The sequence below is a fragment of the Anabaena azotica FACHB-119 genome (assembly GCF_014697625.1).
GTDB classification, from domain to species: domain Bacteria; phylum Cyanobacteriota; class Cyanobacteriia; order Cyanobacteriales; family Nostocaceae; genus Trichormus; species Trichormus azoticus_A.
In genome coordinates, this window is record NZ_JACJSG010000010.1 from 81,038 (window position 1) to 96,194 (window position 15,157).

Sequence of the window (15,157 nt, forward strand, 5' to 3'; positions counted from 1 at the left end):
ATCCCCAATCCCCAATATGCTAACCAAAATGTTTCGGAAAACGCCGCTTGCATGGCGGCAGTTAATGAAAGAAAAGACTCGTCTATTAGTGGCAGTGGCAGGTATTACCTTTGCCGATATGCTGATATTTATTCAGATGGGATTTGAAGGGGCATTGTTTGATGCAGCCGTTAAACCTCATCGTAGTTTAGAAGCAGATTTGGTGTTAATTAATCCCCAATTTCAAACTTTGTTTTCTGTGAAAAGCTTTTCCAGAGAACGAATGTATCAAGCATTAGGTTATGAAGGTGTGAAGTCGGTAAGCCCCCTCTACATTGGTACAGGACAATGGCGCAATCCCGAAACACGTCAGGAACGGGCTATTTTAGTTTGGGGAATGGAGCCTGCAAGGTCTGCTTTTACAATTCCCGAAATTCAACAAAATCTCAATCAAATTAAACCATTAAATCAAGTCCTATTCGATCAGGCAGGTCGTCCAGAATACGGTGCTGTTGGTGATATCTTCAAAAAAACTAGCAATTTTCAGACGGAACTAAATAGTCTCAACGTTGATGTCAAAGGTGTCTTTAGCAGTGGAGCCTCCTTTGCGGCTGATGGTAATGTTGTTGCTAGCGATTCTACCTTTCTCAGATTATTTCCTCAACGCAAAGCAGACCGCGTTGAAGTGGGATTAATCACACTCAAACCAGGGGTTGATATAGAAAAAGTGCGATCGCAACTAGCCGCCAATCTCCCCAATGATGTGGTAGTCCTCACACTAGAACAGTTTGCCCAAAAAGAAAAAGAATACTGGGCGAACGGCACAGGTATCGGGTTCATTTTTGGCTTGGGTGTAGGTGTCGGTTTTATCGTCGGAATTGTCATTGTTTACCAGATTCTCTACTCAGATGTTTCTGATCACTTGCCAGAATACGCCACCCTCAAAGCAATGGGCTACACCGATGGTTATTTACTAGTAGCCCTATTGCAAGAAGCCTTGTTTCTAGCCATCCTTGGTTTTTTGCCAGCTTATTTTTTATCCTTTGGTTTGTATCAAATAACCTACGCCGCCACTATGCTACCCATCGCTATGACTATAGAGCGAGCAGTCAATGTATTTATTCTTACCGTAGTTATGTGTAGTTTTTCTGGTGCGATCGCTATGCGAAAACTCCGCTCTGCTGATCCGGCAGATGTGTTTTAGTCAAAAGTCCATAGTCAACAGTCCATAGTCAACCGTCCATAGTCAACCGTCCATAGTCAACCGTCCATAGTCAACAGTCCACAGTCCATAGTCATTAGTTTTTCTCCTCTGCTCCCCTGCTCCCCCCAGTCCCCAGTCCCCAATCCCCAATCCCTAATTATGTTACAAGAATTTATCCCACCCGCTAGCCCCCAATCTACTGCTTTAGAGCCTGTAATTTCTGTTAGTAATCTTAATCATTACTTTGGTGCTGGTTCGCTGCGGAAACAAGTATTATTTGATATTAATTTACAAATTAATGCTGGTGAAATTGTGATTATGACGGGGCCTTCTGGCTCAGGAAAAACTACCTTATTAACTCTGATGGGTGGCTTGCGTTCTGCTCAAGAAGGGAGTTTGAAAATTTTGGGGGAAGAAATTTGTGGAGCCAAAAAACAGAAGTTAACTAAATTACGCCGTCAGATTGGTTATATATTTCAGGCGCATAATTTGATGACTTTTCTAACAGCGAAAGAAAATGTGCGGATGTCTCTGGAACTGCATGATGAGTATCTCAATCAAGACATCGACGCTAAAGCGATCGCCATGTTAGAAACTGTTGGTTTAGGAGAGAGAGTCAATTACTATCCCGAAAATCTTTCTGGGGGACAAAAACAACGGGTGGCGATCGCTCGCGCCCTCGTCAGCCATCCTAAAATTGTTCTAGCAGACGAACCTACAGCCGCACTAGACAAAAAATCAGGACGCGATGTGGTGGAATTGATGCAGAAGTTAGCCAAAGAGCAAGGCTGTACAATATTGCTAGTTACCCATGACAATCGGATTTTAGATATTGCCGATCGCATTATATATATGGAAGATGGTCAGCTGAAGAGTGATGATGTAGATATTGCAGCTCGAATGCACTAGCTTCTGAGAATTGGGCAAACGATAACAACCAAACCCTAATTCATGCCAAGAAATAGAGGCAATAGCAACTGTTAGTTCATGTTCTTGCCAGCTACTCTATCTGTACGCACTTCATACATCGAAGGTATTCCACTTAATCCTAATTTTGCAGACAAAACTTATCGCACCAAAAAGCCCATTTTAGGTTATATTTTATTTGGATTTTTGCGAAAAATATGACACTTGCGTAATTACTAACTATAACATTTAATTACGAAGTCTAAAAATTGAAACTAATGTTACGAACTGAATTGACACTATCCGAAAAGAGAAACACAGGCGGATATATCCATAGCTTCAGTGAAACTGAGCAAAACCGCCTCATGACACAAAGCAGATTTCTTGAACCCTATATTTATGATCACATTGATTTTTCAACGTGCAGCCACATCTTGGAAGTAGGGTGCGGAGTCGGAGCGCAAATGGAAGTGCTTTTAAGTCGTTATCCGAATTTGAAAATTACAGGTATTGATATTTCTGAACGCCAGATTAAACGTGCATGTGAATTTCTTAAGCCCCATATTGACTCTGATCGTGTGTCGTTACATATTGGGGAGGGTAGAGAACTTCCCTTTGCCAATGACACTTTTAATGGTGCTGTTATTTTCTTTGTGCTTGAGCATACGCCAGATCCAGTTGCAATTCTTAAAGAAATCAAGCGGGTAATGCAGCTAGGTAGTCACCTTTACTGCACTGAAGTGTTTAATACTAGTTTATACATCTATCCTTTCTGTCCATCGGTTGAATCCTACTGGAGAATTTTCAATCACTACCAAACAGAGTTGAAGGGCGAACCGAACGTGGGAATAAAACTGTGCAACTTAGCCTTAAAAGCAGGCTTTTGTGAACCTAAATTACGTTATGTCCCTGTCCACTTAGATGCTAGAATTCAGGACACTAAAGAACGAGAACTTTTTGTCGATTATTGGACTGGCCTCTTCATGAGTGCCGCCCCAGCATTACTCTCTGAAAAGAGAATTACAACGCATCTACTAGAAGCGGTGAAGCAAGAGTTAAACTCTATTAAGCATAACCCAGATAGTGTTTTTGCATACACGGCGATGCAACTAGAAGTGCTGAAGTAACTGCTTTAAGAGGTGGATCTAGCGAAGCTGTCATTAGCGACAACATCATAGAAGTAAAGCTCATAAAGGCGACCTTGAGCAACGTAAGAAGATAGGGGAGAAATTCTTTAAATCAGTTATCAGTTATCAGTTATCAGTCAGCCAGGGCGTATGGTGGGGGATAAACAAGCGCCACAAATGCCTTCCACCAATTGGTGTGGCGTTTCACTTTCGTATTTAACTGATAACTGTTGACTGTTGACTGTTGACTGTTAAATTGATTCCTCCCCAGCACTTCATCCTTAAACTCCAGCTTTTTCCAAAATCAACTTAGAACGCTTGACTTGCTCAGGAATGGTAACAGGATAATTCCCCGTAAAACAGGCGGAACAGAAACTATTCTTGTCTTCTCCTGTGGCTTCTAACATTCCATCCCAACTCAGGTATGCAAGGCTATCAACTTCTAGCTGCTTGGCAATTTCTTCTACTGATTTGGTTGCAGCAATTAGCTGATCCTGAGAATCAGTATCAATACCGTAGAAACAAGGATGAGTGACAGGTGGGGAAGAAATTCGCATATGTACTTCCGCCGCACCAGCATCACGTAAGGCTTTCACTAGTTTGCGGCTAGTAGTCCCCCGCACAATCGAGTCATCAACTATAACTACCCTCTTACCCGCTAATACATCTTTGAGCGGGTTGAGTTTCATCTTAATACCCGACTCGCGCATGGTTTGGGTTGGCTGAATGAAGGTACGCCCAACGTAGCGATTTTTAATCAACCCTTCACCATAGGCAATTCCCGATGCTTGGGAAAATCCAATAGCCGCAGGAATACCAGAGTCTGGTACACCAAACACAATATCCGCTTCTACAAAAGACTCGGCTGCTAGTTGTCTTCCTAAACGCATCCGATAGCTGTATAAGCTCTCGTTGTGCATTTGGCTATCGGGACGAGCAAAGTAAATCATCTCGAAAATACATAGTTTGCGCTGGGGTTTTTGACTCCAGTGGTAAGAAGCTAGACCTTCTTCAGTGATCCACACGACTTCACCGGGTTCTACATCACGCAGGTATTCAGCACCAATAATATCTAAACCGCAAGTTTCCGAGGACAATACATAACGGACTGGGTTACTAGGTAATGTGCCGATTACCAGAGGACGAATGCCGTTAGGATCGCGCACACCCATCATACCTACAGGTGTACCGATAACTAAACTAAAGGCTCCTTGGCAACGATGGAATGCCTGAATCGCACCGTCTAACCAATCTGCACCCGCATCCACTGCTTCGGCGATCGCAAATGCAATCATTTCTGAATCTGTGGTGGTCACTAGATTGCAATTACTTTCTAGTAACTCTTCTCGCAATTGTACAGTATTGACTAAATTACCATTATGTGCTAATGCAATCTTCCCTAAGCGAGTATCTAGTACAGCAGGCTGGGCATTCACTTTACGGCTAGACCCTGTAGTAGAGTAACGTGTATGACCAATGCCCATATCACCGGGCAACTCTTGCAAAATCGCCTCGTTAAACACTTGCGACACCAAGCCCATGTCTTTGTGCAAGTGTACTGTCGTTCCCGCAAACGTGGCAATGCCAGCTGATTCTTGACCCCGATGTTGCAGGGCGTACAATCCAAAGTAAGTTAACTTAGCAACATCTTCTCCTGGGGCATAAATGCCAAAAACGCCGCAAGCTTCTTCTGGCTTGTCGGGGCGATTTTCTTGACTATGGCTTGGGTTGTTAGTCTGATTGGAGTATTCATCCGAAGTGACGGAATCAATGGGAATCATGCTAGCTTTGCTCCTGGTGGGGGTGTCAAGTCAAAATCATTCGTAATTTTTACACCCCGATTAGTTACGGGGCGGGAAGTCGAGAAACAAGATTTTCGTTTTCCACCAATGAATGGTGGCAAGTTGCTCATGAATTACGAATCAGAAATTATTAGGTCACTGGGATTACGTCTAGGGACAGTTGCGAACTTTCCTTAATATATCTTTAACTATCCATTAACACAGTACCTTAATTGTGCTTAAAGATTCTATTGATTTGGGAAAATTGGGGACGAATCAATTCAAAATTCAAAATTAAATAATTTCCCGTCATCCCCTCATCTCCCCTACCTTTCAGGTGGTAGTGTTCGATATGGCCAAGCGTCGGGCGATCGCATTTTGATAGCGATCGTTCATATCTTCGATCCTAGCGCGGATTAAGGTTTGGTTATCAGTGGTTAAAACCGTCAAACCTGTATCGGTATTTCCAACCATGCCTAATTTTTGCCAATCTTGGCCTAGATGTTCCTGTAGATATGATTCCCAAGTTTCTTGTTCTGTTGCAGCTACAGAGACTAAAATTCTGGCCCCACCTTCACCAAACAGCAATTCATCTAACCGGGATAAGCTAGTTGGGGGAATTTCTAGATGAATTTCCGCCCCCAAGTTACCAGCCAAACAAGATTCGGCTAAAGCCACGGCCAAACCCCCTTCAGCACAGTCATGGGCTGAACGTATCCAACCAGCACGGATACCATCACGGCAAACTTTCTGCACTAGACGTTCTAACTCAAAATCTATCCGTATTGGTCTACCTGCTATGGTGCTGTGTATCGTTGCTAAATATTCAGATGCGCCTAAACTGGTTGCAGATGCGCCCAAAAGGTAAATCACATCACCCACAGCTTGCCAACCTTGACCGCAAATTTTTGTTAAGTCGGGAATTAACCCCACCATCCCCACAACGGGAGTCGGGTAAATTGGTTGGGGGTTGCCTTGAGCATCAACAGTTTCGTTGTATAAAGAGACATTCCCACCAGTTACTGGGGTGGACAATTCTCGACAACCTTCCGCCAAACCGCGACAAGCTTCTGACAATTGCCAGTAACCGATAGGTTTTTCGGGACTGCCAAAATTGAGGTTATCTGTCACCGCCAAAGGTTCTGCACCCACACAACTAAGATTCCGGGCTGCTTCTGCCACTACTGCCTTAGCTCCCTCATAGGGATCAAGGTAAACGTAACGAGAATTACAATCAACAGTAGCCGCCACACCTGAGTTAGCATTTTGAATTTTGCGAAAAGTCGGAGCGGCGGCTTCCGCCGATCTGAACTTTTCAAGAGAGAATTTTGAATTTTGAATTTCCTCCAGGGGACGTAAACGAACTATCGCCGCATCTGCCCCACCAGGAAAGACAACCGTGTTATTTTGGACTTGGTGGTCATACTGACGGTATACCCAATTTTTCGAGGCGATCGTGGGTGTATTCAGCAAAGTTAACAGAATATCATGCCAACTTTGCACATTTCCTTGAATTTCTATCCCCGCAGTTGTACAACTAGGTAAAGAATCCGAAGACCATTCCCAAGCTTGACGAGCATATTCTGGTGGTTCTGCCAGTAACTCACGCTCATACAGTGGGGTGTTTTCTGCCAAAGCATCAGCCGGAATTTCCGCAGCGACTGCACCCTGGAAGAAAATTCTGACGATAGGTTCGGCTATGACTGTACCAGCGACAACAGCCTGTAACCCCCAACGGTGGAAAATATCAATTAATTCTTGTTCCCGCCCTTTGTGGGCAACAAACAGCATTCTTTCTTGAGATTCTGACAGTAAATATTCGTAGGGAACCATCCCCGTTTCCCGTACAGGAATCTTATCTAAATCTAATTCGATCCCCACACCACCTTTAGCCGCCATCTCGGAGGTAGAACAGGTGATCCCCGCCGCACCCATATCTTGGGCAGCGACCACTGCACCTGTTTTAAATGCTTCTAAACAAGCTTCAATTAAAGACTTCTCTAAAAAGGGGTCGCCTACTTGCACGGCTGGACGGTCATCCATTGACTCATCAGTTAATTCTGCACTGGCAAAACTAGCCCCGCCCATACCATCGCGTCCGGTGGTGGAACCTACATATAATACAGGATTTCCTATACCAGATGCCCCAGATTTGACGATTTCCGGGGTTTCCATCAATCCCAAAGCCATGACATTTACTAGAGGATTTCCTGAATAGGCGGGGTCAAAGTATACTTCACCGCCTACTGTCGGCACACCAACGCTATTACCATAATGCGATATCCCCGTAACTACGCCAGAAAATAACCTTTGGGTTTTGGGGTCTTCTAGGGAACCGAAGCGGAGAGAGTTTAACAAAGCAATGGGACGCGCACCCATTGTAAAAATATCTCTGAGAATACCACCCACCCCTGTAGCAGCCCCTTGGAAAGGTTCAACGGCTGAGGGGTGGTTATGAGACTCAATCTTAAATGCTAGTTGTAGACCTTCACCTAAATCGACAACTCCAGCATTTTCCCCAGGCCCTACCAGAATGCGGGGGCCAGTTGTGGGGAATTGCTTAAGTAAGGGACGGGAGTTTTTGTAGCAGCAGTGTTCTGACCACATCACCCCAAACATTCCCAGTTCAGCTTTGTTAGGATGACGGCCTAAGCGTCGCACAATTTCTGCGTATTCTTCGGGTTTGATGCCTTCAGCAGCGATTTCTTGGGGGGAAAATGGTGTAGGTGATGTGGCAGTCATGGAAAAATGCACCAACAGGACAGAGAATTATTGTATCGATTTCGGGGCGATCGCGTGTTAATTGTTTTTTGGGGACTGGGGGGAGATGAGGGAGTGGGGGAAGTGGGGGGAGATGGGGGAGATGAGGGAGATGAGGGAGTGGGGGGAGATGGGGAAGAAAGTTAGCAAGTTGAGTAATCAAACAATATTATTCTCCCTCATCGCCTACACCCCTAATTGACATAAGCATTGTTATTTCTCACTCCACCGAAATTAGCGATAAACCGCACCCCTGTTCCCTCATCGGAACTAACGCCTTCTGGGAAAAAATCCTGATCAGGGAAATAGGTAGTGAATAAATCCTTGTATTCTTCGTAGAGTCGGAGAGCGATCGCAGTTTTTTCTCCTTCAATATAAATTACAGCAGTTTTAGTGGTTGGTTTAGAAGATTTAGCGCTATAACTGATCCCCATAGTCTTGGAGGCTGTAACCGTGCTGTCAGCAATGACTTGATGCCCTGGCGCAAAAACATATCCAAAGGCAGAGCCTAAAATAATAACACTAGCTGTAGGATAAATGGCTTGTAGGAACATTTCGCTTCTATAATTTTACAATTTGTATAAATATTTAGACTTTGTATCTTAAGCTACAGTTTCTTATTGAATAATCTGTATTATCCTTTAAGGGGAAAATAAAACTTTTAGTAGATACACGTTAGTAAGAAAAAATATGTGACAACAATCACTTAGCCGGATGATTAAGATCGCTTACGTGAAATCTAGTAAATGAAAATATTTAGTTATTACTGAACTCTAGCCGAGTCATTAATAGGGAACACACTAATTGCCGACAGCCTTTGCGAAGGACTGTCGGCTTTTTGTTTGGGGGGAAGGGGAAGGGGGAAAGGGGGAAAGGGAGAAGTCTTTGCTTGGTCAACTGTCACCTGACAACTGATAACTGACAACTGATAACTGACAACTATCCAAATAAAATTTCCCCACATCCGGTTAGTAACTTGACATGGAGAGCTTGCCAGAGTCACTACCAGATATAGGGACGTTATGATCAAAAGAGAATCTTATGGATATATGAGGTTATTACCTAACACTCAACAGAATAAACCAGAAGTACCCCTTGAAATAGCACAAACTTTTGACTAAGACATTGCTTGAATGATGTAATCAAAGTAAGGTGCGGCTGCGGTGGCATCTTCTGAACTTAATAAGTCAAGAGAGGCTTTTTTGAGAGAATTGATGGCTTCTACCATTCCGGGTACAGGAACGCCCAAAGAATTGTACATTTCCCGCACACCGATGATGCCAATTTTTTCAATTGGTTCAACATCTCCAGCTAGTACTCCGTAAGTGATTAGACGTAAGTACCAACCAAAGTCACGGATGCACAACGCGCGTTGGCGTTCGCCGTAAGCGTTACCACCAGGTGCGATAAAATCAGGACGCTTCTGCCAAAGTTGCTTGGTTGCTTCCTGAACGATTTTCTTTTCGTTCTCTGCTAGGGTAGCAGCGATCCGGGTTCTTTGTACCCCGGTTTGTAAAAATTCTCTGATACTCTTGAGTTCGCCACTGCTGGGATAACGCAGTTCGTCGTCGGCTTTGAGAATAACTTGGCTAATTACAGTCATGATTATTTAAATCACGCGAAATATTATTTGCTAGTTTAACGACTTGGAGGTACAGAGGGGAAGGGGGACAGTGAACAGTGAACAGTTATCAGTGAACAGTGAACAGTGTGGAAATAACCTGACAACTGTCAACTGATAACTGATAACTGTCAACTGATAACTGATAACTGATAACTGATAACTGACTAATGACTAAATCTACTTGGCTTCAGGGTGAATTAATTGAGGTTGCTATTAGCGACTTGAGTGATACTGGTGATGGGGTGGGACGGTTTGAGGAACGGGTGGTGTTTGTTCCTGATACTGTACCGGGCGATCGCGTGATGGTACGCTTGGTACAAGTTAAACCTAAATATGCCCACGGTAAACTGCATCAGCTATTAGAAGCATCGCCACACCGCATTCGTCCGGCTTGTATTGTGGCGGATAAATGCGGCGGTTGTCAGTGGCAACATATTGATTATGATTATCAACTGGTTGCTAAACGCCATCAAGTTATCCAAGCTTTACAACGTATCGGAGGTTTTGCTGCGCCTCCTGTAGACCCGGTATTGGTGGCTGACTCGGCTTTGGGCTATCGTAATAAGGCTACCTATCCTTTGCATATCTCCGCTACAGGTCAAGTGCAAGCAGGTTACTACCAAAAAGGTAGCCATCATTTAGTGAACTTAAATCAATGTCCAGTCCAAGATCCCCGCTTAAATCCTTTCTTGGCAGAAATTAAGCAAGATATCCAACAGCGTGGCTGGTCTATTTACGATGAAAATCGCCACAAAGGACAAATTCGCCATCTGGGGTTACGTATTGGACGGCGCACAGGGGAAATTTTGTTGACTTTGGTGGTTAAGGACTGGAATTTACCGGGAATTGAAGCACAAGCGCAGCAATGGTTGCAACGTTATCCCCAGTTGGTGGGAGTGTCTTTAAATTGTAATCCTGAACGCACCAATGCAATTTTTGGCAGAGAAACCCGTTGTATTGCTGGGGTTGCTTATCTGCGAGAAATTTTTGCTGGGTTGGAATTTCAAGTCCGTCCTGATACATTTTTCCAAGTCTTTACAGAAACAGCCGAGGCGCTATTAGAAGTAATTCAAGCAGAACTTAATCTGCAAGGTCATGAAACTCTCGTAGATGCTTACTGTGGGATTGGAACCTTAACCTTACCTTTAACTAGATATGTACACCAAGCTATAGGATTGGAATTACAAGCCCAAGCCGTAGAACAGGCAATTTTCAATGCACAACACAATGGCATTAACAATGTGCAATTTCAAGTCGGGGCAGTTGAGAAATTACTGCCAAAAATGGGAATAATACCTGATGTGGTCATACTAGACCCGCCGCGTAAAGGGTGCGATCGCATTGTCATCGAATCTTTATTAGCCTCGAAACCCGCCCGCATTGTTTACGTCAGCTGTAAAGTAGCCACTCTTGCTCGTGACCTGAAACTACTTTGTGAAGATGGCCTATATACTATTCAACGCATCCAACCCGCCGATTTTTTCCCGCAAACAGCCCATGTGGAAGCTGCTGCATTTCTTACCTTATCCCAGTCGCTTATGGATACTTAGTCCTTAAGAAAAAATTTCAATTCAAATTTGTAGTCTATTGCATAGTAGAAATGCTAAAATAGAATTAACCTAAAAATAAAAATGATTTTGTTAAAACTACTAAAGTTGCATAACTCTATTCCTAAGTGAATGAGATTGTTAAAAATACTAATCGGCAATATAAAGAGGAGTAAAAACCCTCGTCAATATTAAATTTTTCCTTTAGCTAACTGCACTAGCAAACTTTCCCAAGCCGCTTTATGTATCGACAATCAAACCTCACAAGTAGAGTTAATGCTCCCCAGCATTTTCAAAACTTAGTAATAAAGACGCAAGTTTGAAGGCAGCATGACCACCTCCATCTTTATCAGGGTGCCTGTATAAGCAAACTGATGTCTAGCTAACTGAAAGCTATGGGGTTTCTCTCGTGATAACTATTTCGCTCCGTCCAGTTGGACGTTATTGGGGTACTATTAGTTTTGCCTCAACCCTCTATCTTTGTCCTATACTAGATTTACTGTTGGCGGAAATCCCCGCCAAGTTACAAGCCGAACTGCGGTTAGGGCTGCAAGAAGCCCTGGTAAACGCAGCTAAACATGGCAATAATCTTGATCCTAGCAAAACAGTTGTAGTTCGTTTTTCCCTCATAGATAATCAGTATTGGTGGGTGATTTCCGACCAAGGTGAGGGCTTTAACCCGACAACTAATCATACTGAAGATCCCACAGACTATTTACCACCCGATGAGTCAGAAAACGGTCGGGGAATGTGCCTTCTGCACCAAATTTTTGACCAAGTGGAGTGGAACCGCAAAGGCACAGAATTAAGATTGTGTAAACAAATGGAAAACCGCCCCCGCTTGTCCTTGCGGAGGTAGGGGACTGGGGTTTGGGGTTTGGGGACTGGGTATTGAGTGAGAATTTCCTAGTCCCTATTCCTTAGTCCCCTGTCCCTTATCACCATGAGAAGGACAAGGAGGGGCGGAGATAGAACGATTTAACCAACCAACAGCTTGTTCTAGTCTAGCAAGAGCTTCTTGGGGTTGGTTTTTGAGCAAAAATACCATAGCGGCGGCTAATTGTTCACTAGCGCGAGAATTGCGGTTAGACTTGAGGCGATGCCAATCGTTAGGCGAGATACTTAGCCTTTCCATGAGGGCTTGGGCTAGTTCCAAGTCGCTAAATTCATTAAGTTGCGTGGTTTGAGAAAGTTGGCTAGGTTGAGACATAAATAACTATTGGCAGTTACATCTACCTTATACTTTACTACTTGTAAATGAAGCCGCCTAAAAAATCATCCCAGCCGCCAGAAAATAATCCAGAAGCGGATTTTGCCGAGGAATTAGCCCAAGTGGAGCGATCGCTATTTGCTCTCAAACAAAGGTATGATCAAGTAACGCGCGATCGCACCCAACAGGCACAATGGCAACAACGCCGTCAAGAATTAGAGCAAAATAAATATCAGACCCCGGAGATAAAAGCGGAATTACGGCAAATCAAACAGCAACTGGAAATGCTAGAACTAAATTTAGAAAGCCAGTTGTTTTCTTGGCGTAGCCTGAAAAAACCTTTCTGGCAAGCCGTCCGCTTTGGTGGAATGGGCGTTATTATAGGCTGGATATTAAAGTCCTGTGCTGGTTAACTATGGTAAATCGACGGATTGCAGAAATATTACGGAATGGTCAACCTGATGAGTCTCTGGTAGTTCAAGGCTGGGTGAGAACGAAGCGTGAACTTAAAGGGTTTGCATTTATTGAGGTTAATGATGGCTCATCCCTAGCGAATTTGCAAGCTGTCATCAATCAGGATTTGCCAGACTACGAAGCGATAATTAAACAGATTAATACAGGTGCGTCAGTGGAGGTGGCTGGCGTGTTGGTGGCTTCCCAAGGAAAAGGACAGCGTATTGAATTGCAAGCCGAGACAGTGAAAGTCTACGGTGAAGCTGATCCCGAAACTTATCCCTTGCAAAAGAAACGCCACTCTTTTGAATTTTTACGCACAATTGGACATTTGCGATCGCGCACCAATTCCTTCGGTGCAGTTTTCCGCGTCAGAAACGCCTGTTCCGCCGCCATTCACCAATTCTTCCAAGAAAGGGGCTTTTTGTGGGTACACACCCCCATTATCACCGCTAGCGACTGCGAAGGCGCAGGGGAACTATTCAGCGTCACCAGCTTGAATTTAAAAAACGTTCCCCGCACAGAAAACCAAGAGATTGATTACAGTCAAGACTTCTTCGCCAAACCCACCTACCTAACCGTAAGTGGACAACTAGAAGCCGAAGTCATGGCGATGGCGTTTAGCAACGTCTACACCTTCGGCCCTACCTTCCGTGCAGAAAACTCCAACACCTCCCGCCACCTAGCAGAATTTTGGATGGTGGAACCAGAAATGGCCTTCTGTGACTTAGAAGGTGATATGGATTTAGCTGAGGCGTTTCTCAAATACATCTTTAACTTTGTGTTGGAAAAATGCCCCGAAGACATGGAATTTTTCAACCAACGCATTGATGATACAGTATTGGCAACAGCCGAGAATATAGTTAACAATCAATTTGAGCGTTTGACTTACACAGATGCCATCAAACTATTAGAAAAAGCCGATTTCAAGTTTGAATATCCTGTAAGTTGGGGCTTAGATTTACAATCAGAACACGAACGTTATTTAGCCGAACAACTATTTAAAAAGCCAGTCATTGTTACCGATTATCCAGCGCAGATAAAAGCCTTCTATATGCGCTTGAATGATGATGAAAAAACCGTCCGCGCAATGGATATCCTTGCACCAAAAATTGGGGAAATCATCGGCGGTTCCCAACGGGAAGAAAGGTTAGATGTGCTGGAACGCCGTGTAGTCGCGCAAGGGATGAAACCGGAAGATTTGTGGTGGTATCTCGATTTACGCCGCTATGGTACAGTCCCCCACGCTGGTTTCGGCTTAGGCTTTGAAAGACTCGTACAATTTATGACAGGTATGGGTAATATTCGTGATGTGATCCCCTTCCCCCGCACACCACAAAACGCCGAGTTTTAGTTGCAGTTCGTAGTAAAGGCTTTAGCCTTTTCTTGAGGACTAAAGTCCTTACTACAAACTTTCAATCTCCCTTTGTAAAGCCTGGACTTGCTCAAGAGATAATTCAGTAACTTGAGCAATTTGCTTCAAACTCATACCAATTCGCAGCAAATTTACAGCTACCTTTCTTGTTATCTCTGCTTTACCTTCGGCTCTACCTTTGGCTCTACCTTCGGCTCTACCTTCGGCTCTACCTTCCTGTAAAATTGCTTGATAAATCACTGACTCGCGCATAATCTCGCTTCCTAAGATTCTGTTAACACATCTTTCATTAAGACAACAAAACCCGCCAACGCGGGTTTTATTGTTTAGTTAAATTTAAGATTCTTGAATCTCCCTTTGTAAAGCCTGGACTTGCTCAAGAGATAATTCAGTAACTTGAGCAATTTGCTCTAAACTCATACCAACTCGTAGCAAATTTACAGCTAACTGTCTTGTTGTCTCTGCTTTAGCTTCGGCTCTACCTTCGGCTTTACCTTCGGCTCTACCTTCGGCTCTACCTTCGGCTCTACCTTCGGCTCTACCTTCGGCTCTACCTTCTTGTAAAATTTCTTGATAAATCACTGACTCGCGCATAATCTCGCTCCTTAAAATTCTGCTAATTACATCCTTCTGTAAGAGAATACCTGCTAAAACTGCGCTGGCGGCTGCTATATTACTTTGTAGCCGTTGGTCTGTAATTGCTTCGACCGCTTCTGCTACTTGGGTTAATACCATTGTAGGGTCTTTCGTTTGACTGAGAACGGCAAAGGGTAATAAGCCGGGAACCGTCAAAAACCTTTCTGTGGGTTGTTCCCAGAGACGTATCACTTCAAACTCATGGTAAGTTTTCTCTAACCTAAAATCGTTTTTAGTAATTAATGGTGAAGCTGTTTTTCGCAAATAGATGACTATTTGACGCATTTGTTTGTTAGGAAAGCGCCGATACCCCCTCACCCGATAATCTAGCATCCGAAAAGGCATATCTTCGTCTGGGTCGGTTTGAAATTCGGTATGCAGAACTAAGTCATCTGATTGTAATAGTATTAGCGAGTCAGCGCGAATCGGTTCGTTTGATAATTCTGTAGGGCTTAGTTCTGTTAATTTAATGGGTGAACCTAGTAACCATGTGGCTAAGTCGTCTTTAAAGTTTTCAGCAATGAATTTGCAGATGTTGTCATACATGGAGAGGTT

16 protein-coding genes are annotated in these 15,157 nt (G+C 43.8%); 8 read left to right on the forward strand and 8 right to left on the reverse strand.

The window, feature by feature from the left end:
• The first annotated feature begins 16 nt into the window (after positions 1–16).
• The 3 genes from devC to H6G83_RS09275 all read left to right on the forward strand — a co-directional run bounded on the left by devC (position 17) and on the right by H6G83_RS09275 (position 3,216).
• Positions 17–1,183, forward strand: a complete 1,167-nt coding sequence (devC, locus tag H6G83_RS09265) for an ABC transporter permease DevC (protein ID WP_190470338.1) — start codon at positions 17–19, stop codon at positions 1,181–1,183.
• 159 nt (positions 1,184–1,342) lie between these two features.
• Positions 1,343–2,092, forward strand: a complete 750-nt coding sequence (locus H6G83_RS09270; protein WP_190470340.1) for a DevA family ABC transporter ATP-binding protein — start codon at positions 1,343–1,345, stop codon at positions 2,090–2,092.
• 275 nt (positions 2,093–2,367) lie between these two features.
• Positions 2,368–3,216 carry a class I SAM-dependent methyltransferase gene (locus H6G83_RS09275; RefSeq protein ID WP_190470343.1) on the forward strand — a complete coding sequence of 283 codons (849 nt, stop codon included), beginning with the start codon at positions 2,368–2,370 and terminating at the stop codon, positions 3,214–3,216.
• 281 nt (positions 3,217–3,497) lie between these two features.
• Here H6G83_RS09275 and purF read toward each other — a convergent pair whose 3' ends face one another.
• The 3 genes from purF to purL all read right to left on the reverse strand — a co-directional run bounded on the left by purF (position 3,498) and on the right by purL (position 7,739).
• Complete coding sequence (gene purF, locus H6G83_RS09280) at positions 3,498–4,997, reverse strand: amidophosphoribosyltransferase (protein ID WP_190470347.1); 1,500 nt, start codon at positions 4,995–4,997, stop codon at positions 3,498–3,500.
• Positions 4,994–5,128: a hypothetical protein gene (locus H6G83_RS35855; RefSeq protein ID WP_277876300.1), complete on the reverse strand. Its 135-nt coding sequence runs from the start codon at positions 5,126–5,128 to the stop codon at positions 4,994–4,996. The genes purF and H6G83_RS35855 overlap by 4 nt, the downstream gene beginning before the upstream one ends.
• Before the next feature lie 202 nt (positions 5,129–5,330).
• Positions 5,331–7,739, reverse strand: coding sequence for a phosphoribosylformylglycinamidine synthase subunit PurL (purL, locus tag H6G83_RS09285; protein WP_190470351.1), 2,409 nt, complete (start codon positions 7,737–7,739; stop codon positions 5,331–5,333).
• A gap of 6 nt (positions 7,740–7,745) precedes the next feature.
• On the opposite strand from purL, the gene H6G83_RS09290 reads away from it, so the two are divergent.
• Positions 7,746–7,904, forward strand: a complete 159-nt coding sequence (locus H6G83_RS09290; protein ID WP_190470354.1) for a hypothetical protein — start codon at positions 7,746–7,748, stop codon at positions 7,902–7,904.
• 47 nt (positions 7,905–7,951) lie between these two features.
• Here the strand turns inward: H6G83_RS09290 and H6G83_RS09295 are convergent, their stop codons facing one another.
• A complete protein-coding gene (locus tag H6G83_RS09295; RefSeq protein ID WP_190470357.1) occupies positions 7,952–8,311 on the reverse strand; it encodes a hypothetical protein in 360 nt (119 codons plus the stop codon).
• A 563-nt stretch (positions 8,312–8,874) separates the two neighbouring features.
• On the reverse strand, positions 8,875–9,360 hold the full coding sequence (locus H6G83_RS09300) for an allophycocyanin subunit alpha-B (RefSeq protein ID WP_190470360.1): 486 nt from the start codon (positions 9,358–9,360) through the stop codon (positions 8,875–8,877).
• A 188-nt stretch (positions 9,361–9,548) separates the two neighbouring features.
• Here H6G83_RS09300 and rlmD point away from each other — a divergent pair, with 188 nt between their 5' ends.
• Positions 9,549–10,931 carry a 23S rRNA (uracil(1939)-C(5))-methyltransferase RlmD gene (rlmD, locus tag H6G83_RS09305; protein WP_190470363.1) on the forward strand — a complete coding sequence of 461 codons (1,383 nt, stop codon included), beginning with the start codon at positions 9,549–9,551 and terminating at the stop codon, positions 10,929–10,931.
• Positions 10,932–11,337: 406 nt separating this feature from the next.
• Positions 11,338–11,787 (forward strand): ATP-binding protein, encoded by a 450-nt coding sequence (locus H6G83_RS09310; RefSeq protein ID WP_190470367.1) that lies wholly within the window; start codon positions 11,338–11,340, stop codon positions 11,785–11,787.
• 54 nt (positions 11,788–11,841) lie between these two features.
• Here H6G83_RS09310 and H6G83_RS09315 read toward each other — a convergent pair whose 3' ends face one another.
• The gene (locus H6G83_RS09315; protein ID WP_190470370.1) at positions 11,842–12,138 is read right to left on the reverse strand and encodes a DUF6439 family protein; all 297 of its coding nucleotides are present in this window, start codon (positions 12,136–12,138) and stop codon (positions 11,842–11,844) included.
• Positions 12,139–12,185: 47 nt separating this feature from the next.
• Here H6G83_RS09315 and H6G83_RS09320 point away from each other — a divergent pair, with 47 nt between their 5' ends.
• Together H6G83_RS09320 and asnS are read left to right on the forward strand one after the other, a co-directional pair.
• Positions 12,186–12,551 carry a hypothetical protein gene (locus H6G83_RS09320; RefSeq protein ID WP_190470373.1) on the forward strand — a complete coding sequence of 122 codons (366 nt, stop codon included), beginning with the start codon at positions 12,186–12,188 and terminating at the stop codon, positions 12,549–12,551.
• A 2-nt stretch (positions 12,552–12,553) separates the two neighbouring features.
• Entirely contained in the window at positions 12,554–13,945 is a 1,392-nt protein-coding gene (gene asnS, locus H6G83_RS09325; protein ID WP_190470375.1) for an asparagine--tRNA ligase, read from the forward strand.
• 51 nt (positions 13,946–13,996) lie between these two features.
• Here the strand turns inward: asnS and H6G83_RS09330 are convergent, their stop codons facing one another.
• The gene (locus H6G83_RS09330) at positions 13,997–14,218 is read right to left on the reverse strand and encodes an RpnC/YadD family protein (RefSeq protein ID WP_190470378.1); all 222 of its coding nucleotides are present in this window, start codon (positions 14,216–14,218) and stop codon (positions 13,997–13,999) included.
• A gap of 84 nt (positions 14,219–14,302) precedes the next feature.
• Positions 14,303–15,148, reverse strand: coding sequence for an Rpn family recombination-promoting nuclease/putative transposase (locus tag H6G83_RS09335; RefSeq protein WP_190470381.1), 846 nt, complete (start codon positions 15,146–15,148; stop codon positions 14,303–14,305).
• Between the last annotated feature and the right edge of the window lie 9 nt (positions 15,149–15,157).